Origin of the sequence: Companilactobacillus kimchiensis, from assembly GCF_001438805.1 — a bacterium.
Taxonomy (GTDB): domain Bacteria; phylum Bacillota; class Bacilli; order Lactobacillales; family Lactobacillaceae; genus Companilactobacillus; species Companilactobacillus kimchiensis.
On sequence record NZ_JQCF01000025.1, the window covers coordinates 22,014 to 38,722 of the forward strand.

28 protein-coding genes are annotated in these 16,709 nt (G+C 37.5%); 27 read left to right on the forward strand and 1 reads right to left on the reverse strand.

Going from position 1 to position 16,709, the window contains the following annotated elements:
• Nucleotides 1-15: 15 nt before the first annotated feature.
• The 27 genes from rpsQ to IV57_RS10400 all read left to right on the forward strand — a co-directional run bounded on the left by rpsQ (nt 16) and on the right by IV57_RS10400 (nt 14,308).
• Nucleotides 16-291, forward strand: a complete 276-nt coding sequence (gene rpsQ, locus IV57_RS10270) for a 30S ribosomal protein S17 (RefSeq protein WP_083488957.1) — start codon at nt 16-18, stop codon at nt 289-291.
• A gap of 29 nt (nt 292-320) precedes the next feature.
• Nucleotides 321-689 (forward strand): 50S ribosomal protein L14, encoded by a 369-nt coding sequence (gene rplN / locus IV57_RS10275; RefSeq protein ID WP_057766345.1) that lies wholly within the window; start codon nt 321-323, stop codon nt 687-689.
• A 31-nt stretch (nt 690-720) separates the two neighbouring features.
• Nucleotides 721-960 (forward strand): 50S ribosomal protein L24, encoded by a 240-nt coding sequence (gene rplX, locus IV57_RS10280; protein WP_057881436.1) that lies wholly within the window; start codon nt 721-723, stop codon nt 958-960.
• Nucleotides 961-976: 16 nt separating this feature from the next.
• Complete coding sequence (rplE, locus tag IV57_RS10285; RefSeq protein ID WP_057881437.1) at nt 977-1,519, forward strand: 50S ribosomal protein L5; 543 nt, start codon at nt 977-979, stop codon at nt 1,517-1,519.
• 17 nt (nt 1,520-1,536) lie between these two features.
• Nucleotides 1,537-1,722 (forward strand): type Z 30S ribosomal protein S14, encoded by a 186-nt coding sequence (locus IV57_RS10290; protein ID WP_057881438.1) that lies wholly within the window; start codon nt 1,537-1,539, stop codon nt 1,720-1,722.
• Between the two features lie 29 nt (nt 1,723-1,751).
• On the forward strand, nt 1,752-2,150 hold the full coding sequence (gene rpsH, locus IV57_RS10295; RefSeq protein ID WP_057881439.1) for a 30S ribosomal protein S8: 399 nt from the start codon (nt 1,752-1,754) through the stop codon (nt 2,148-2,150).
• Between the two features lie 30 nt (nt 2,151-2,180).
• The gene (rplF, locus tag IV57_RS10300) at nt 2,181-2,711 is read left to right on the forward strand and encodes a 50S ribosomal protein L6 (protein WP_057881440.1); all 531 of its coding nucleotides are present in this window, start codon (nt 2,181-2,183) and stop codon (nt 2,709-2,711) included.
• A 16-nt stretch (nt 2,712-2,727) separates the two neighbouring features.
• Complete coding sequence (gene rplR / locus IV57_RS10305; RefSeq protein ID WP_057881441.1) at nt 2,728-3,093, forward strand: 50S ribosomal protein L18; 366 nt, start codon at nt 2,728-2,730, stop codon at nt 3,091-3,093.
• Between the two features lie 18 nt (nt 3,094-3,111).
• The gene (gene rpsE, locus IV57_RS10310) at nt 3,112-3,612 is read left to right on the forward strand and encodes a 30S ribosomal protein S5 (RefSeq protein ID WP_057881442.1); all 501 of its coding nucleotides are present in this window, start codon (nt 3,112-3,114) and stop codon (nt 3,610-3,612) included.
• Between the two features lie 17 nt (nt 3,613-3,629).
• A complete protein-coding gene (gene rpmD, locus IV57_RS10315; RefSeq protein WP_057881443.1) occupies nt 3,630-3,815 on the forward strand; it encodes a 50S ribosomal protein L30 in 186 nt (61 codons plus the stop codon).
• A gap of 30 nt (nt 3,816-3,845) precedes the next feature.
• A complete protein-coding gene (gene rplO, locus IV57_RS10320) occupies nt 3,846-4,286 on the forward strand; it encodes a 50S ribosomal protein L15 (protein ID WP_057881444.1) in 441 nt (146 codons plus the stop codon).
• On the forward strand, nt 4,286-5,581 hold the full coding sequence (secY, locus tag IV57_RS10325; RefSeq protein ID WP_057881445.1) for a preprotein translocase subunit SecY: 1,296 nt from the start codon (nt 4,286-4,288) through the stop codon (nt 5,579-5,581). The genes rplO and secY overlap by 1 nt, the downstream gene beginning before the upstream one ends.
• Nucleotides 5,582-5,595: 14 nt before the next feature.
• Entirely contained in the window at nt 5,596-6,249 is a 654-nt protein-coding gene (locus IV57_RS10330) for an adenylate kinase (RefSeq protein WP_057881446.1), read from the forward strand.
• 94 nt (nt 6,250-6,343) lie between these two features.
• On the forward strand, nt 6,344-6,562 hold the full coding sequence (infA, locus tag IV57_RS10335; RefSeq protein WP_010018544.1) for a translation initiation factor IF-1: 219 nt from the start codon (nt 6,344-6,346) through the stop codon (nt 6,560-6,562).
• Nucleotides 6,563-6,594: 32 nt separating this feature from the next.
• The gene (gene rpmJ, locus IV57_RS10340; protein ID WP_010018546.1) at nt 6,595-6,711 is read left to right on the forward strand and encodes a 50S ribosomal protein L36; all 117 of its coding nucleotides are present in this window, start codon (nt 6,595-6,597) and stop codon (nt 6,709-6,711) included.
• A gap of 20 nt (nt 6,712-6,731) precedes the next feature.
• On the forward strand, nt 6,732-7,097 hold the full coding sequence (gene rpsM / locus IV57_RS10345) for a 30S ribosomal protein S13 (protein ID WP_057881447.1): 366 nt from the start codon (nt 6,732-6,734) through the stop codon (nt 7,095-7,097).
• Between the two features lie 24 nt (nt 7,098-7,121).
• Nucleotides 7,122-7,508 (forward strand): 30S ribosomal protein S11, encoded by a 387-nt coding sequence (gene rpsK, locus IV57_RS10350; RefSeq protein WP_057881448.1) that lies wholly within the window; start codon nt 7,122-7,124, stop codon nt 7,506-7,508.
• Between the two features lie 63 nt (nt 7,509-7,571).
• Entirely contained in the window at nt 7,572-8,510 is a 939-nt protein-coding gene (locus tag IV57_RS10355; RefSeq protein WP_057881449.1) for a DNA-directed RNA polymerase subunit alpha, read from the forward strand.
• A 30-nt stretch (nt 8,511-8,540) separates the two neighbouring features.
• A complete protein-coding gene (gene rplQ / locus IV57_RS10360) occupies nt 8,541-8,921 on the forward strand; it encodes a 50S ribosomal protein L17 (RefSeq protein WP_057881450.1) in 381 nt (126 codons plus the stop codon).
• A 198-nt stretch (nt 8,922-9,119) separates the two neighbouring features.
• Complete coding sequence (locus IV57_RS10365) at nt 9,120-9,953, forward strand: energy-coupling factor ABC transporter ATP-binding protein (RefSeq protein WP_057881451.1); 834 nt, start codon at nt 9,120-9,122, stop codon at nt 9,951-9,953.
• Nucleotides 9,929-10,783: an energy-coupling factor transporter ATPase gene (locus tag IV57_RS10370; RefSeq protein WP_057881452.1), complete on the forward strand. Its 855-nt coding sequence runs from the start codon at nt 9,929-9,931 to the stop codon at nt 10,781-10,783. Before IV57_RS10365 ends, IV57_RS10370 begins: the two co-directional genes overlap by 25 nt.
• The gene (locus tag IV57_RS10375) at nt 10,784-11,581 is read left to right on the forward strand and encodes an energy-coupling factor transporter transmembrane component T family protein (protein WP_057881453.1); all 798 of its coding nucleotides are present in this window, start codon (nt 10,784-10,786) and stop codon (nt 11,579-11,581) included. It abuts the gene before it with no gap.
• Between the two features lie 3 nt (nt 11,582-11,584).
• Nucleotides 11,585-12,328 (forward strand): tRNA pseudouridine(38-40) synthase TruA, encoded by a 744-nt coding sequence (truA, locus tag IV57_RS10380; RefSeq protein WP_057881454.1) that lies wholly within the window; start codon nt 11,585-11,587, stop codon nt 12,326-12,328.
• Between the two features lie 128 nt (nt 12,329-12,456).
• A complete protein-coding gene (gene rplM, locus IV57_RS10385) occupies nt 12,457-12,900 on the forward strand; it encodes a 50S ribosomal protein L13 (protein WP_057881455.1) in 444 nt (147 codons plus the stop codon).
• A gap of 13 nt (nt 12,901-12,913) precedes the next feature.
• Entirely contained in the window at nt 12,914-13,306 is a 393-nt protein-coding gene (rpsI, locus tag IV57_RS10390) for a 30S ribosomal protein S9 (RefSeq protein ID WP_057881456.1), read from the forward strand.
• Between the two features lie 88 nt (nt 13,307-13,394).
• Nucleotides 13,395-13,898: a GNAT family N-acetyltransferase gene (locus tag IV57_RS10395; RefSeq protein ID WP_057881457.1), complete on the forward strand. Its 504-nt coding sequence runs from the start codon at nt 13,395-13,397 to the stop codon at nt 13,896-13,898.
• Nucleotides 13,899-14,074: 176 nt separating this feature from the next.
• Nucleotides 14,075-14,308, forward strand: a complete 234-nt coding sequence (locus tag IV57_RS10400) for an SdpI family protein (protein WP_057881458.1) — start codon at nt 14,075-14,077, stop codon at nt 14,306-14,308.
• A 70-nt stretch (nt 14,309-14,378) separates the two neighbouring features.
• On the opposite strand, the gene IV57_RS13235 is transcribed toward IV57_RS10400, so the two are convergent.
• On the reverse strand, nt 14,379-16,709 hold a 2,331-nt coding region (locus IV57_RS13235), incomplete at its 5' end, for an L-type lectin family protein (protein ID WP_162261221.1).

Below are 16,709 nucleotides of genomic sequence, written 5' to 3' on the forward strand. Positions count from 1 at the left end.
GAAGGGGACATCAAGTTGAGCGAAACACAAGAAACTCGTAACCGTCGTAAAGTATATCAAGGTCGTGTAACTTCAGACAAAATGGACAAAACGATCGTCGTTGTTGTTGAAACAATCAAACAACACCCAGTTTATGGAAAACGTGTAAGATATTCTAAGAAATTCTACGTTCAAGACGAAAACAACGAAGCAGCTGTTGGCGATGTTGTACGTATCATGGAAACTCGACCTTTGTCAAAGACAAAGCGCTTCCGTTTATTAGAAATCGTCGAAAAAGCAGTCACAATCTAGACTATAACTGATGAGAGGAGGGCCAAAACGTGATTCAACAAGAAAGTCGTCTAAAAGTTGCAGATAATTCTGGAGCCCGTGAAATTCTAACAATCAAAGTCCTTGGTGGTTCAAACCGTAAGACAGCTAACATCGGTGATGTTATCGTTGCTACTGTTAAACAAGCAACACCAGGTGGCGTTGTTAAAAAGGGTGACGTTGTCAAAGCTGTTATCGTAAGAACTGTATCAGGTGCTCACCGTACAGATGGTTCTTACATCAGATTTGATGAAAACGCCGCAGTTATTATTAATGCTGATAAAACACCTAGAGGAACACGTATCTTCGGACCCGTTGCTCGTGAACTACGTGATAACGATTTTATGAAGATCGTATCTCTAGCACCAGAAGTTCTATAAAAGATCAATTAAATTCAGGAGGTGCTGAATAGTGTTTGTAAAAACTGGAGACAATGTCAAAATTATGTCTGGTGATGACAAAGGTAAGACTGGTGTAGTTAAACAAGCTATCCCTAGTTCTAACAAAGTCGTCGTTGAAGGCGTAAACGTTGTTAAGAAACACTCTAAGCCAAGCAATTCTCAACCCCAAGGTGGAATTGTTGACGTTGAAAGAGCTATTAGCGCAACTAACGTTAAAGTTATAAAAGCTACTGATAAAAAAGATAAATAAGAAAGGAGAAAACTAAATGGTTAACGCATTAAAAGAAAAGTACGTTAGTGAAATCACACCATCTATGATGAAGAAGTTTAATTACACTTCAGTTATGGAAACACCATCAATCGACAAGATCGTATTGAACATGGGTGTTGGGGATGCTATCTCTAACTCAAAGAATCTTGACGAAGCCGTTGAAGAACTTGGCCAAATTGCTGGTCAAAAGCCTTTAATTACAAAGGCTAAGAAATCAATCGCTGGTTTCAGACTTCGTGAAGGTATGTCAATCGGTGCTAAGGTCACACTACGTGGTGATCGTATGTACGACTTCCTTGACAAACTAATCAACATTGCTTTACCACGTGTTCGTGATTTCCGTGGTGTATCAACACGCTCATTTGATGGTCGTGGTAACTACACACTCGGTGTTAAAGAACAATTGGTTTTCCCAGAAATTGACTACGATAAGGTTAATAAAATTCGTGGATTGGACATCGTTATTGTTACAACTGCTAACACCGATGAAGAATCACGTGAATTATTAACACAAATCGGTATGCCATTCGCTAAATAAATTAGGAGGTAAATTCATTGGCTAAGAAATCTCAAATCGTACGTAACCATAGACCCGCAAAGTATTCTTCACAAGCTTATACACGTTGCGAACGTTGTGGTCGTCCACATTCTGTATATCGTAAGTTTAAGCTTTGCCGACTTTGCCTTCGTCAATTGGCTCACGAAGGTCAAATCCCTGGTATGAAAAAAGCTAGCTGGTAAGATTTTAATAAATAAAGGAGGCAAATTAAATGGTCATGACAGATCCTATTGCAGATTACCTAACACGTATTCGTAATGCAAACATGGTTAAACATGAATCTCTAGACATTCCTGCTTCAAACATTAAGAAGAGCATGTCAGAAATTCTCAAGAACGAAGGATTTATCAAGGATTACGAAGTTATCGAAGATAACAAACAAAACGTAATTCGTGTTTTCTTGAAATATGGAAAAGATCAACAACGTGTAATCACAGGCTTGAAACGTATTTCAAGACCAGGTTTACGTAGTTATGTTGATTCAGATAACGTACCTAAGGTCCTTAACGGATTGGGTATCGCTATTCTTTCAACTTCAAAAGGTGTTATTACTGACAAAGAAGCCCGCGCTCAACACGTTGGTGGAGAAGTAATCGCTTATATTTGGTAAAATTCTTAAAAAGTAAGGAGGTGCACTAATTTGAGTCGTATCGGTTATAAAGTAATTGAAGTACCAGCAGGTGTAACAATTACTCAAAAAGATGAAAACATTACTGTTAAAGGCCCTAAGGGTGAATTAACAAGACAATTTAACTCAAAAATTAAATTAACTCTTGAAGATAACGAAGCTAAGTTCACACGTGAAAGTGATAATGATAAAGCTCTTCACGGAACAATGCGTTCAAACCTTAACAACATGATCATTGGTGTTACAGAAGGTTACGAAAAGAAACTTGAATTACGAGGTGTTGGTTACCGTGCAACTGTTAAGTCAAACGTCTTGACACTTGCAGTTGGATACTCACATCCAGTAGTTATGGATACCCCAGAAGGTATCACTTTAGTATCACCTTCAAACACTGAAATCACTGTTTCAGGTATCTCAAAGCAAAAGGTTGGTCAATTTGCTGCTGAGATCCGCGATGTACGTTCTCCAGAACCTTATAAAGGTAAAGGTATTCGCTATGTTGGCGAATATGTACGTCGTAAGGAAGGTAAGACTGGTAAGTAATAAATAAATCCATGAGGTGAAAATTGTGATAACAAAACCAGACAAAAACAAAGCACGTCAAAAACGTCAAAAACGTATCCGTGCCAAAATTTCTGGTACTGCTGAGCGCCCACGCTTAAATGTATTCCGTTCTAACAAAAACATTTACGCTCAAGTAATTGATGACGTAAAGGGTGTAACGCTCGCAAGTGCCTCAACTCTTGATAAAGAAGTTAAAGACGGTTCAAAAGTTGAACAAGCTGAAGCTGTTGGTGCCTTAGTTGCACAAAGAGCACAAGAAGCTAAAATTAGCAACGTAATCTTTGATCGTGGTGGTTACTTATACCATGGACGTGTTCAAAGTCTTGCTGAAGCAGCTCGTGAAAATGGGCTAAAATTCTAGAAGGAGGAAACCAAATTTATGACATATATCGATCCATCTCAATTTGAATTAGAAGATCGCGTTGTCTCAATCAACCGTGTTACTAAGGTTGTTAAAGGTGGCCGTCGTCTACGTTTTGCAGCTATCGTAATCGTTGGTGACAAAAATGGTCACGTCGGTTTCGGTACTGGTAAAGCTCAAGAAGTTCCTGAAGCTATTCGTAAAGCTGTTGAAGATGCTAAGAAGAACCTTATTGCCGTTCCTATGGTTGGTTCAACAATTCCTCATGAAGTTATTGGTAACTTTGGTGCCGGTAAGATCATGTTGAAGCCTGCTGAAGAAGGTTCTGGTATCGCCGCTGGTGGTGCCGTTCGTGCCGTTATCGAATTAGCCGGTGTTGGTGATGTTACAAGTAAATCACTTGGTAGAAATACACCAATCAACGTCATTCGTGCAACTATTGCTGGTCTTAAAGAACTTAAGACTGTCGAAAGTGTTTCTGAAATGCGCGGAATCTCAGCTCAAGAATTGCTTAACTAGAAGAAAGGTGTGTAACTATGGCTAAACTTAGAATTACTCTAACTAGAAGTGCAGTCCACCGCCTTCCTGCTCAACGTAAAGTTGTTAAAGAACTTGGTCTCGGAAGAGTTTCAAGTTCCGTTGTTAAGCCGGATAATGCCGCTATTCGTGGTGCTGTGGTAAAAATCGCTCATTTAGTTAGCGTTGAAGAAGTTAAAGATTAATAAATCAAAAAAAGTTTGGAGGTGCAATAAATGGAACTAAACGAACTTAAGCCAAGTGCTGGCTCAAGACATTCAAGAAAACGTCTTGGTCGTGGTACTTCAAGTGGTACAGGTAAAACTTCTGGTCGTGGTCAAAAAGGTCAATTGGCTAGATCAGGTGGTAAGACACGTATTGGTTTTGAAGGTGGACAAATGCCTTTGTTCCGTCGTATGCCAAAACGTGGATTCAATAACATCAACCGTAAGGAATATGCTATTGTTAACCTAAGTGAATTAAGTAAGTTTAATGATGGTGCTGAAGTTAATGCTGAAACATTAAAGGCAGCAGGTATTATTAAAAAAGAATCTAATGGCGTAAAGTTGCTTGCTAATGGCGAGGTTAGTGCTAAGTTAACTGTTAAAGTTGCTAAGAGTTCAGCTGCAGCTACTAAAGCAATCGAAGCCGCTGGTGGCACTGTAGAGGTGATCTAATGCTTGGAACTATCAGAGATGCTCTAAAGGTAAAGGAGATCCGTAAAAAGATCCTATTTACCTTGATGTTACTTGTTATATATCGTTTGGGTTCACAAATTACAGTGCCCGGTGTTAATGCCGCAGCAATGGACAAAGTCGGATCAACAGGATTAGTTCCTTTATTGGATACTGTTACCGGTGGTGGCCTTTCGAACTACTCTATTTTCTCAATGGGTGTTTCACCATTCATTACGGCCCAAATTGTTGTTCAACTTTTACAAATGGACATTGTTCCTAAATTTGTTGAGTGGAGTAAACAAGGTGAAGTTGGTCGTAGAAAGTTAAATCAAGTAACGAGATATTTGACGATTGTTTTAGGTTTTGTTCAGTCAATCGGTATTACTGCCGGTTTTAACCAATTAAGTGGGTTAGGATTAGTTAAATCTCCTAACATGAGAGCTTTCATTACAATTGGTATCATCCTAACAGGTGGTACTATGCTTCTTACTTGGATTGGTGAGCAGATTACCGATAAAGGTTTGGGTAATGGAGTTTCTGTAATTATCTTCGCTGGTATTGTTGCTAGATTCCCTAACGGAATGAAGCAAATTTATCGTGATTATATTACAAATGCTAGTTCAGCTGATCTTGCTAAGAATATTGGATTCCTTGTTGGTCTTGTGATCATTATCTTGCTTGTTGTTCAATTTGTTACATTTGTTCAACAAGCAAGTAGAAGAATTCCTATTCAATATACAAGACGTGCTGCTGGTAGTGGTAGTGAAAGTTTTCTACCATTGAAGGTTAACGTTGCTGGTGTTATTCCTGTTATCTTCGCCAGTTCATTTATTGTTACGCCTCAAACAATTTTGATGGCGTTTCAAGCAAATCACAGTGGAGATCAATGGTATCAAGTATTAACTGAAATATTCAGTATGCAAACTACAACAGGTTCTATAATTTATACATTGTTGATTGTATTATTTACATTCTTCTATGCATTTGTTCAAGTAAATCCTGAGAAGCTTGCAGAAAACCTACAAAAACAAGGGGCTTATATCCCTGGTGTTTGGCCTGGTAATGAAACAATCAAGTTCATGTCAGGTGTATTGATGAAGCTATCAACCGTCGGAGCTGCGTTCCTAGGTTTAGTTTCATTGCTTCCATTACTAGCTGCTAACTTGTTCAACTTACCTCAATCCATCGGATTAGGTGGTACGAGTTTGTTGATTATCGTTGGTGTTGCTTTGGAAATGGATCGTCAATTACGTGGTCTTTTAATGAAACGTGAATACGTTGGGTTTATTAGATAATTGGAGATGTGACAATGAATATTGTATTGATGGGATTACCTGGTGCTGGTAAAGGTACTCAAGCCGAAAAGATTGTTGAAGATTTTAAAGTCGTTCATATTTCAACTGGTGATATGTTTAGAGCAGCCATGGCTAATAAGACAGAAGTTGGTCTAAAGGCTAAAGGGTTCATCGATAAAGGTGAACTTGTTCCGGATGATGTTACCGAAGCTATCGTTGAAGAACGTTTAGCACAAGCTGATGTTCAAAAAGATGGATATATGCTAGATGGATTTCCGAGAACTCTTGAACAGGCTAACGCTTTACAGACAATTGCAATGAATGTAAACAAACCTATAGATGCTGTCATCTATATCGATGTAAAGCCTGAAGCATTAGTTGATCGGTTATCTGGAAGATATATTTGTTCTAATTGTGGAGCAACTTATCATAAAATTTACAATCCTACTAAGGTTGAAGGAACATGCGATGTCTGTGGCAAGCATGATTTCTTCCAACGTGAGGATGATAAACCAGAAACGGTTAAGAATAGATTGAAAGTTAATATTGAAATGAATACACCATTAATTGATTTTTATGACAAGTTACACTTGTTGTACAAGATCAATGGTGAACAAGAAATAGATGAAGTTTATAACGAAGTAAAGAAAGTTTTACAAAACTTGTAAAACTTTTTGCTTTGAATGTTTACATGTACGGAAAATTATTGTATAATTCGCCAGTATATGCAGAATAATTTCATCCCGATGGAGGTTAATATCTTTGGCAAAAGAAGATGTCATTGAAGTAGAAGGTACAATTTCAGAAACATTGCCTAACGCGATGTTTAAGGTAAAGCTTGAAAACGGAGCTACAGTTCTAGCTCATGTATCAGGTAAAATCCGTATGCACTACATTAGAATTTTACCCGGTGACAAGGTTACCGTGGAATTATCCCCTTATGATTTAACCAAGGGAAGAATTACATATAGATATAGATAACAATTTTTTTAATGGAATGGAGGTTCCACAATATGAAAGTAAGACCATCCGTTAAACCTATGTGCGAACACTGTAAGGTAATTAAGAGACGCGGTCGCGTCATGGTTATTTGCTCTGCAGATCCAAAGCACAAACAAAGACAAGGATAATAAAATAGGAGGTGTGATTAATGGCTCGTATAGCAGGTGTAGATTTACCTCGTGATAAGAGAATCGTTATCGCCCTAACATACATTTTTGGTGTTGGCGAAACAACAGCTCAAAAAGTACTTAAAGATGCTGGCGTATCAGAAGACATTCGTACAAGAGACTTAACTCCTGATCAAGAAGAAAAAATTCGTGCAGAAGTTGATAAGGTTCGTGTCGAAGGTGACTTACGTCGTGAAGTAAGTATGAATATCAAGAGACTACAAGAAATTGGCTCATATCGTGGTATGAGACATCGTCGTGGATTGCCCGTTCGTGGACAAAACACAAAGAACAATGCCAGAACTCGTAAGGGTAAGAAAACTAGCATTGCTGGTAAGAAAAAGTAATTAATTTAAGATAGGAGGTTAATCATGGCACAAACAAAAGGTCGTAAGCGCCGTACTAAGAAGCATATTGAAGCTGGTGTTGCACATATTCACTCAACTTTCAATAACACACTTGTTATGATCACTGATGTTAACGGTAATGCCGTTTCATGGTCATCAGCTGGTGCACTTGGATTCAAAGGTAGTCGTAAATCAACACCATTTGCCGCACAAATGGCTGGTGAAGCTGCTGCTAAAGAATCAATGGAACATGGTATGAAATCAGTCGAAGTAGCTGTTAAAGGTCCTGGTTCAGGTCGTGAAGCTGCAATTCGTTCACTACAAGCTACTGGATTGGAAATTACTGCTATTCGTGATGTTACACCAGTTCCACATAATGGTTCTCGTCCTCCAAAGCGTCGTCGTGTATAGAATGGTTGTATACCCATATGAACTAAGCTACACACATTTCGTTTTGAAAGGGGAACTAACCGAATGATCGAATTTGAAAAGCCAGCTATTACTTCTGTTGAAGAAAGTAGTAGTTATGGTAAATATATTATCGAACCGCTTGAAAGAGGTTACGGTACAACTTTGGGTAATTCATTACGTAGAGTTTTACTAGCTTCATTACCTGGTACAGCGGTCTCCGATATTCAAATAGATGGTGTATTGCATGAATTTTCAGCTGTTGATGGCGTAATTGAAGACGTTACACAAATTGTGCTTAACGTTAAGAAATTAAAGCTAAAGTCTTATGCTGAAGACAGTCTAAAAGCCGAGATCGACATTGTTGGTCCAGCTACTGTCACAGCTAAAGATATCAAAGCTGATGATGACTTGGAAATCCTCGATCCAGAACAATTTATTTGTACTGTTGCTGAGGGTGGACACTTCCACATGCAAATGACAATTAAAAATGGTCGTGGATATACTCCTGCAGAACAAAATAAGACGGACGAAACACCTATTGGTGTTCTTCCAGTTGACTCTATTTTTACACCTGTAGAAAAGGTTAACTATCAAGTTGAAAACACTCGTGTGGGTAAGAGAAACGACTTCGACAAATTAACAATCGATATCTGGACAAATGGTTCAATTGGACCACGCGAAGCTATTAGTTTGTCAGCTAAGATTCTTACAGAACATTTAAACAGTTTTGTAAACCTTACTGAAGAAGCTAAGAGTGCTGACATGATGATCGAAAAAGAGGAAACTCAAAAAGAGAAGAAACTTGAAATGACTATTGAAGAACTTGATTTATCAGTTCGTTCATATAATTGTTTGAAGCGTGCCGGTATTAATACTGTGCAAGAGCTTACTGAAAAATCTGAAGCAGATATGATGCGTGTTCGTAATCTCGGACGCAAATCACTTGTTGAAGTAAAAGAAAAGCTTGCTGATCTTGGATTATCATTGAAGCAAGAAGACTAATAATATCAAATTCAAACAGGAGGTATAGACATGGGCTACCGCAAATTAGGACGTAACAGTTCACAAAGAAAAGCAATGTTGCGCGATTTAACTACTGATTTACTCATTAATGAACACATTGTAACTACTGAAACTCGCGCTAAAGAGATCAGTCGTACAACTGAAAAGATGATAACCTTAGGTAAACGCGGAGATTTACATGCTCGTCGTCAAGCTGCTGCTTATGTTAGAAACGAAGTTGCTAACATTACAGAAGATGATGATGCAGTTATTGTTCAATCAGCTCTTCAAAAGTTATTTAGTGATATTGCACCTCGTTACAAAGAACGTAATGGTGGATACACACGTATTTTGAAGACAACTCCACGTCGTGGAGACGCTGCTCCAATGGTTATTATTGAACTAGTTTAATAATAATTGTTTATTAATTTATAAAAAATCAGTCATTCTGATGAATTAGTGAGTGTTAAGATGATGGTTATTTTTAACCAAGTCTATCTCTGAGATCCTTTTAAAAAGGGACACTAATTTATCGAATGATTTTTTTTTACCCAATTTTTCAATTTTTTGGTTATGATATACATAACACAGTTTTGAGGAGAACAACTTTTGGAAAAAATCATTTCAATCGCAAACTTAAATTATACCTATCCCGATGCTAAACAGGCGGCTATTAATGATCTCTCACTTGATATCTATAAAAACGAATGGATATCCATCGTTGGTAAAAATGGGAGCGGAAAGTCGACACTGACTAAACTAATTGATGGTTTGATCGAAGCGGATTCAGGAACAATTTCGGTCGCTGGTCAAATTATTAATGAAGATAATATTTGGGAAGCTAGAAAAAAAATTGGCATTATTTTCCAAAATCCAGATCATCAATTTGTTGGAGCAACAGTTGAGGATGATGTGGCATTTGGTTTAGAAAATCAGGGTATGCCTCGGGAACAAATGGTAAAAGAAATCGATCGGGCTTTGGAGTTAGTCAAAATGTCTGATTTTAAAAAACGTGATCCGCAATCATTATCTGGAGGTCAAAAGCAACGGGTAGCTATCGCCGGAGTATTGGCAACCAAACCACAGATAATTATCATGGATGAATCGACAAGTATGCTTGATCCAGATGGACGTAAGACGGTTTTGAATTTGGTTCAACAATTGCGTAAAGAACAGGATCTAACTATTATTTCAATCACGCATGATATAGAAGAAACTGAATTATCACAAAGAATCGTGGTTTTGAATACTGGAAAAATCGTTAAAGATGGTAAACCAGTTGAAATATATGATTTAGGTACTGATTTAAGAAAATATGGACTTGAGGAGCCTTTTTCGAGTAAATTAATGTCAACACTAAGGGATACCGTAAAATTGCCTGAGGGCTATCTAAGTGAAGAGGAGCTGGAACAACAATTATGGAAATTACATTCGAACATGTGACACATTCTTATGATGTGAATAGTCCAACAGCCAATCTGGGCTTAGACGATGTCACATTGAAGATCAAAAATGGATTATTTACAGCCATCATTGGTCAAACAGGTAGTGGAAAATCAACTTTAGTAAGACATATCAATGCGCTGTTAAAACCAACATCAGGAACAATTACGATTGGTGATCGGGTGATTACTTCAGACACTAACAATAAGAATCTAAAACCATTGCGGAAACAAATTGGTATGGTTTTCCAATTTCCTGAAAGTCAATTGTTTGAAGAAACTGTGGAAAAGGATATCATGTTTGGCCCTATGAACTTTGGTGCAACAGAAACCGAAGCCCGTGAAGCAGCTCGAACAGTGATCAAATTGGTTGGTTTGGATGAATCATATTTGACTCAATCACCATTTGATCTTTCTGGCGGACAGATGCGACGGGTAGCTATTGCTGGAGTTTTGGCAAGTGATCCAGAAACTATTATTTTAGATGAACCGACTGCTGGACTTGATCCAGTGGGTCGAAAAGAGATTATGAGCCTGTTTAAGGACTTGCAGGTTAAGGGTAAGACAATTATCTTGATTACCCATAATATGGATGATGTAGCTAATTATGCAGATGCAATGGCAGTTATCCACCGTGGAAAACTTATTGCTCAGGGTTTTCCAAAGGAAGTTTTCAACAATCAAGAACTATTAAAAAACGATTTAATAACTTTACCCAAGAGTGCTGAATTTGCTAAGGGATTAATGCAGCAGGGCTTTCACTTTGATAAGTTACCAATTACAATTGACGAGTTAGGGACTGAAATAAAACATCAGTTAAACGGTGATTAAATGGATAAAATAATTTTAGGACGATATTTGCCAGGAGATTCAATCATTTATCGTCTCGACCCACGAGGTAAATTTCTATTAACATTTTACTTTGTTGGAATCGTCTTTTTGGCGAATAATGTAGCCTCATATGCATTTTTACTAGCTTTTGTCCTCTTTGCTGTCTATCTTTCAAAAATCAATTTTGGTTTCTTCATCAAGGGGTTACAGCCGATATTCTGGTTAATTTTATTTACAGTCGCGTTGCAGCTCTTCTTTACGCCCAGTAATCATCCAATTTGGCATTGGGGCTTTTTGACTTTTTCTAAAGAAGGTATGGTAATAGCGGCGTATATTTTTATCAGATTTGTTTTGATTATTTTTATTTCGACCTTATTAACATTGACTACAACGCCAATCGAAATTTCCGATTCAATCGAGAGCATTCTCAAGCCACTGAAGAAGATTAATTTTCCAGTGACACAGGTTGCTTTAATGTTGTCGATTGCCTTAAGATTTGTGCCGTTATTAGTTGATGAAACAACCAAGATTATGGATGCTCAACGAGCTCGTGGAGTTGACTTTGGTGAGGGTGGGTTGATCAAGCGGATCAAATCATTTGTACCAATTCTAATCCCTCTTTTTGTCAGCAGTTTTTCAATTGCCTATGATTTAGCTATTGCGATGGAGTCACGTGGTTACAAAGATGGTGAAGGGCGCAGTAAGTATCGCGTTCTGAATTGGAGTAAACGAGACAATTTTATGATTCTATTCATGACGGTTTTGACAATTATTTTATTATTCTTACGGAGTTATTAATTTATGACAAGATATAAACTGACCATCTCCTATGATGGGACTAAGTTTCATGGTTTCCAGCGTCAAAATGATTTACGAACAGTTCAAGGTGTGGTCGAAAAAGCTTTAAGTAAGATGACTAAGGGTAAACAGGTCAATGTTTTTGGATCTGGACGAACTGATGCTGGAGTACATGCCTTTGGTCAAGTAATTCATTTTGATTATCCTGGAATGATGCCAGCCGAGAATATGCTAAAAGCAGTTAATTCATTAATGCCCTTGGATATTTTGGTTAGCAGTGCATCGATCGTTGATGAGAACTTTCATGCCCGTTTTGGTGTTAAACGAAAAACATATCAGTATCGGGTGGATTGTGGATATTACACGGATCCTTTCAAAAGGTTTTACACAGGCCATTATCCGTATACTTTGGATGTGGATAAAGTTCAGATAGCTTTGAAAGATCTAGTTGGTGAACATGATTTTTCTAGCTTTGCGGCTTCAGGTGGAGTGATAGAAAATAAAGTTAGGACTATCTATTCTGCGACAGCCGTGTATAATAAGAGCAATGACGAATTAGTTTTTGAATTTACGGGCAACGGCTTCCTATATAATATGGTTAGAATCTTAGTAGCTACTCTACTAGAGATCGGTAATGGGCGTAGGGATGTACATGACTTCTTGAGATTGTTTGAAGTAAAGGATCGACAAGAGGCTCGTGGTACAGCACCTGCAAGTGGGCTATATTTAAAAGAAGTTTTTTATTAATAATCTGTGGATAAATATTGACTTAATATGAAAATCACAGTATTATTGTAACTGGTATTGTTTGCCCCACGTAAGCCCCGGAAACTTATTAGGTTGTCAAACAGACGTAGAAACTGGAGGAATTTATAGTGCGTACAACACCATTAGCAAAAGCAAGTGAAGTTGAACGTAAATGGTATGTTATTGATGGTGAAGATGTTGTCTTAGGTAGACTTTCATCTGTTGTTGCTTCTATTCTTAGAGGTAAAAACAAACCAACTTACACACCTAACGTTGATACAGGTGACAATGTTATTGTCATCAATGCAGATAAAGTTAGATTAACAGGTAAAAAAGCAAAGAATAAGATTTATTATTCTCATTCAGATCACCCAGGTGGGTTGAAGAGCATTAGTGCTGGCGAAAAGAGAGCTACTAAGCCAGAACGTTTTGTCGAAGACTCAATTCGTGGTATGTTACCTAAGAATACACTTGGTCGTCTAGAAATTAAGAAGTTGCACGTATATGCAGGTTCTGAACATGGAAACCAAGCACAAAATCCAGAAATGTTGGATATCAACAAACTAATCTAAGGAGGAAAAGAATTTGGCACAAGTAGCATACTCCGGAACAGGACGCCGTAAGGATTCAGTTGCACGTGTTCGCTTAGTTCCCGGAAACGGAAAAATTACAATCAACAAACGTGATGTCAAAGATTACATTCCTTTTGACAATTTGATTGCTGATATGAAACAACCTCTAGATATTACTGAAACAGCAGAAAGCTATGACGTTTTAGCTAACGTTGATGGTGGAGGCTTTTCAGGACAAGCTGGAGCAATCAGACATGGTATTGCTAGAGCCCTACTTGATGTAGATCCTGATTTCAGACCTACACTTAAAGCAGCCGGTTTCTTAACACGTGACCCTCGTATGAAGGAACGTAAGAAGCCAGGTCTTAAAAAAGCTCGTAAAGCTTCACAATTCTCAAAACGTTAATATTTATTATTATCGGTTTGATTCAAAAAACATCTCTCAGTGTGAGGGATGTTTTTTTGTTATGCTTATAGATGTGAAGGAGATAATTATGGATATAAAAAATTTCTCAACTAAGTATCAAGTTAAACAATTAGATTCAAGTGATGTGAATAAAGTTTTTGCACTTGTGCAAAACAATTCAAACTTTTTTAACTATTGTCCACCTCAACCGACTCGTCACAGTATTTTGGAGGATATGCAAATCTTACCAGCCAACAAAACCGCCGACGATAAATTCTATTTAGGATTTTTTGACGATCAACAATTAGTGGCAGTGATGGATCTAGTTACGAAGTATCCAGATGATCAAACAGCTTGGATGGGGCTGTTTATAGTAGATGCCAAATATCAAAATAAAGGTGTCGGATCAGCAATTATTTCAGAGGTTACCCAAGTTTTACATCAATCTGATTTGAAAAAAATCGAATTGGCTTATCCACGAGGTAATGCACAGAGTGAGCATTTCTTGTTGAAAAATGCTTTTGTTAAAACTGGCCAAGAAGTTTCTGAAGCTGGTTATACAGTTGTCGTGATGGAAAGAGCTATATTATAAGCTGATAGTTGGGGCTTTAAACCAAGAGCAATTTTCTTGTTGCCACTGAGATTATCGGCTGTGCAGTTGATTATTTCGGTATTAGGATCAGTTATTAGTCACATAATGTTATCCACAGGCTTAGGTATAAATATACATGGCGTTAAGAATGCATTGGTAATAGCATAGCAGGAATCATGTTGCTTGCTTTGGGAATCGTATTAAGACAAATAAAACGGCACAGGACCATTGGTATCAGACTTCTATGGATTTTGAAAATTAAACGAGGGTGGAAAATGGCCCATAAATTTGGCTCTAAGCTATTTATTATCAGTGTGGTGTTTCTGATTGCCTGTGGATTACTTTCGATTCAGGGGCTAATTTTGCCAGTTATTTTGGCAATTATTATCCTAACCTGTGGATATTCTTAGCTATTGCATCTTAAAAGAATTTGAATAAAAAAGAGACTTGATTTTGGATAATCAAGTCTCTTTTATGCGTTTAATTTTTAATTCCATCGGAAATGGTCCAAGTTATTTTACCCTGATAGGTACCACTAATCTGATAAGTGCTCTGCTTTAAAAGGATTCCCTGATTAGCGAGCCATTGTTTACTAATTTGGGAAGTTTGTGCACCATCAAGTGATTTGGTACCAGTAGCGATCGTGGTTAAATTATTATAAAGTGACTTTTGATTACCATTTTTATCAACAAAGATAAGCCCACCATTATTCCATTTGGCAGTTTTATCACCTTTATTTACAAGCTCACTTGCCTCAGCCTGTAAAGTCCAAGATGAATTCTTTGGACGTTCGTCAGTAATATAAACATTCCAATCATCAGAACGACCGATAGTTCGATCCGTTGGATAACTATTGACGGATTTAAAACTACTTGTATTGGCAGTTGTTAGTAATAAACTACCGACCACTGTAATATGATACTCAATTTGATTGGAAACGTTGTGATAGTCATCTTCAACAGTAAAGACAATATCATTAGAACCGTCTTTCAAATCATTAGTTGATATTGGAAAATGGAAAGTATCATTTGAATTTGAATCAAGAATACTACTCATTGAAGTCGCAATCTTTGATTTTTGACCATTGATTGTAGCATAAACTTGAAAATTATTAGGATCAACTGTAGTAGAAGTATTATAAGCTACTTTACCTCCTAATGTGATACCGTCACCAATTTTGATTGATTGGTTAATAGTATCAGTAGCAGTTAAATTGATTTTTTTGGGTTGAACAATTTTGAACGGAGTCGTCATAACATCATTGTATGAGTTATCTCCATTGAAACTAGCATGAGTCGAAGAAACTGAAGTGGTTTCCAAAGGTTTGCCATCAGTGCCATTGCTAGACTTAGCGGTTCCGTAAATTGTAACTGTAGCATTTGGATTATCATTTAGGTCTAAAGCTTTAGTCAACGTATGTTTAATATTAGTTTGATCACCAGTTAAAGTGAATGTTTCAGTTGGTGTAGTGTCATTATTATAAGTGACTGTAGCATTTTTATAAGTAATATTAGTTGGTAAGTCAATGTTAGCTATGATATTGGACCATGGTTTGGAACCACTGACATATTTAGGATTATAAGTTAAAGCCAGTTCATCACCATCATTGACAGAATTAGCCTGAGATGTACCACCTGTAGTAACCTCACGATTGTCTTGTGTCACATCGTAAAGTGAGGAAGTTAAATTGGCTTCAACAATGGAAGGGATAGATTCAAAAATAATCAGATTGGTTTCGGATGCTTCACCAGTTGAACCGGTAAATCCCCAATATAGTTTGTTACTGCCATTCAAATGGAAGGGATCGTTACTAATAACATTACCGGCAGCATCTTTCTCTTGAATGGGAATTGTTTGTGAAACAGCATTACTGTTAGGTGTACCATCAAGATTCTTATCATTGAAATTGTAGATAATTTGTGGATAGGATTGTCCACTATCACCATTATTAACGGCAACGTTAGCTGGTTCCCAAGTAACAGTTAGGTGATGCCATTTTTGATCAGTTAATAAATGTGTATTGTTTCTATTTTGAATAAGGCCAGTATGCCGCATAATAGGACCATTAGGACTACTTATATCATAAGTATATGGTGAAGCTGGGAATCCAGAGGCAATATGGTCAGCACCAGAAGTTAAAACTGAATCAAAGTTACTGTCATATCCACCCCTATTCATATTAGAAAAGGTATCAAATTCAAGAGCCCAGCTATTCTGAATTGCCCGTCCAGCAATCAGTTTGCTAGTATTGTTCTCTTTTTGGACCGTATCGTTACTATTTTTCAAAACGGATCCCCAAACACCTAGAGTTTCACCACCAATACCACTACCGGTCACACCATAAGCGTCAGAACTATTGAAAGCATTGGGACCAGAGTTTTGCAAGACAAAGGCCATTCCGTCTCCGTTATTAGGGTTAACTACATCGCCACCAAAGTATAGCCACATGGACATTGTCTGACGACGATTAACATCGATGTAATTTTGATTATCTGTATCAGATCTAGCCTGATCTCTTTTTGACCAAACCGCCGCAACAGTAGATTGATGACCATATTTAGAAATCTTAACAACTGCTTGTTTGGAAGAATTGGTAGAAGAACCTGGTTCCAAAATAGCACCAGAATTAGTATTACCGGTAGGGATTGGGTATTGGCCAACATTAAACCAATCGCTTAAATCCTTGATACCGTCAGGTACAGCAGCAGATTTTCCAAGAATATTAGAAAGTGACGTGGGAGTGGCTAGAATTGTAGTGTAATTGAAGGATAAGGTTGAAAATAAACCTATCATAAATAATATAATTATATA

What these genes read in the sequence shown, in the direction of transcription:
- rplE (WP_057881437.1), top strand. Translation starts at nt 977, where the DNA reads ATGGTTAACGCATTAAAAGAAAAGTACGTTAGTGAAATCACACCATCT.
- rpsH (WP_057881439.1), top strand. Translation starts at nt 1,752, where the DNA reads ATGGTCATGACAGATCCTATTGCAGATTACCTAACACGTATTCGTAAT.
- rpsE (WP_057881442.1), top strand. Translation starts at nt 3,112, where the DNA reads ATGACATATATCGATCCATCTCAATTTGAATTAGAAGATCGCGTTGTC.
- rpmD (WP_057881443.1), top strand. Translation starts at nt 3,630, where the DNA reads ATGGCTAAACTTAGAATTACTCTAACTAGAAGTGCAGTCCACCGCCTT.
- rplO (WP_057881444.1), top strand. Translation starts at nt 3,846, where the DNA reads ATGGAACTAAACGAACTTAAGCCAAGTGCTGGCTCAAGACATTCAAGA.
- secY (WP_057881445.1), top strand. Translation starts at nt 4,286, where the DNA reads ATGCTTGGAACTATCAGAGATGCTCTAAAGGTAAAGGAGATCCGTAAA.
- IV57_RS10330 (WP_057881446.1), top strand. Translation starts at nt 5,596, where the DNA reads ATGAATATTGTATTGATGGGATTACCTGGTGCTGGTAAAGGTACTCAA.
- rpmJ (WP_010018546.1), top strand. Translation starts at nt 6,595, where the DNA reads ATGAAAGTAAGACCATCCGTTAAACCTATGTGCGAACACTGTAAGGTA.
- rpsM (WP_057881447.1), top strand. Translation starts at nt 6,732, where the DNA reads ATGGCTCGTATAGCAGGTGTAGATTTACCTCGTGATAAGAGAATCGTT.
- rpsK (WP_057881448.1), top strand. Translation starts at nt 7,122, where the DNA reads ATGGCACAAACAAAAGGTCGTAAGCGCCGTACTAAGAAGCATATTGAA.
- IV57_RS10355 (WP_057881449.1), top strand. Translation starts at nt 7,572, where the DNA reads ATGATCGAATTTGAAAAGCCAGCTATTACTTCTGTTGAAGAAAGTAGT.
- rplQ (WP_057881450.1), top strand. Translation starts at nt 8,541, where the DNA reads ATGGGCTACCGCAAATTAGGACGTAACAGTTCACAAAGAAAAGCAATG.
- IV57_RS10370 (WP_057881452.1), top strand. Translation starts at nt 9,929, where the DNA reads ATGGAAATTACATTCGAACATGTGACACATTCTTATGATGTGAATAGT.
- IV57_RS10375 (WP_057881453.1), top strand. Translation starts at nt 10,784, where the DNA reads ATGGATAAAATAATTTTAGGACGATATTTGCCAGGAGATTCAATCATT.
- truA (WP_057881454.1), top strand. Translation starts at nt 11,585, where the DNA reads ATGACAAGATATAAACTGACCATCTCCTATGATGGGACTAAGTTTCAT.
- IV57_RS10395 (WP_057881457.1), top strand. Translation starts at nt 13,395, where the DNA reads ATGGATATAAAAAATTTCTCAACTAAGTATCAAGTTAAACAATTAGAT.
- IV57_RS10400 (WP_057881458.1), top strand. Translation starts at nt 14,075, where the DNA reads ATGTTGCTTGCTTTGGGAATCGTATTAAGACAAATAAAACGGCACAGG.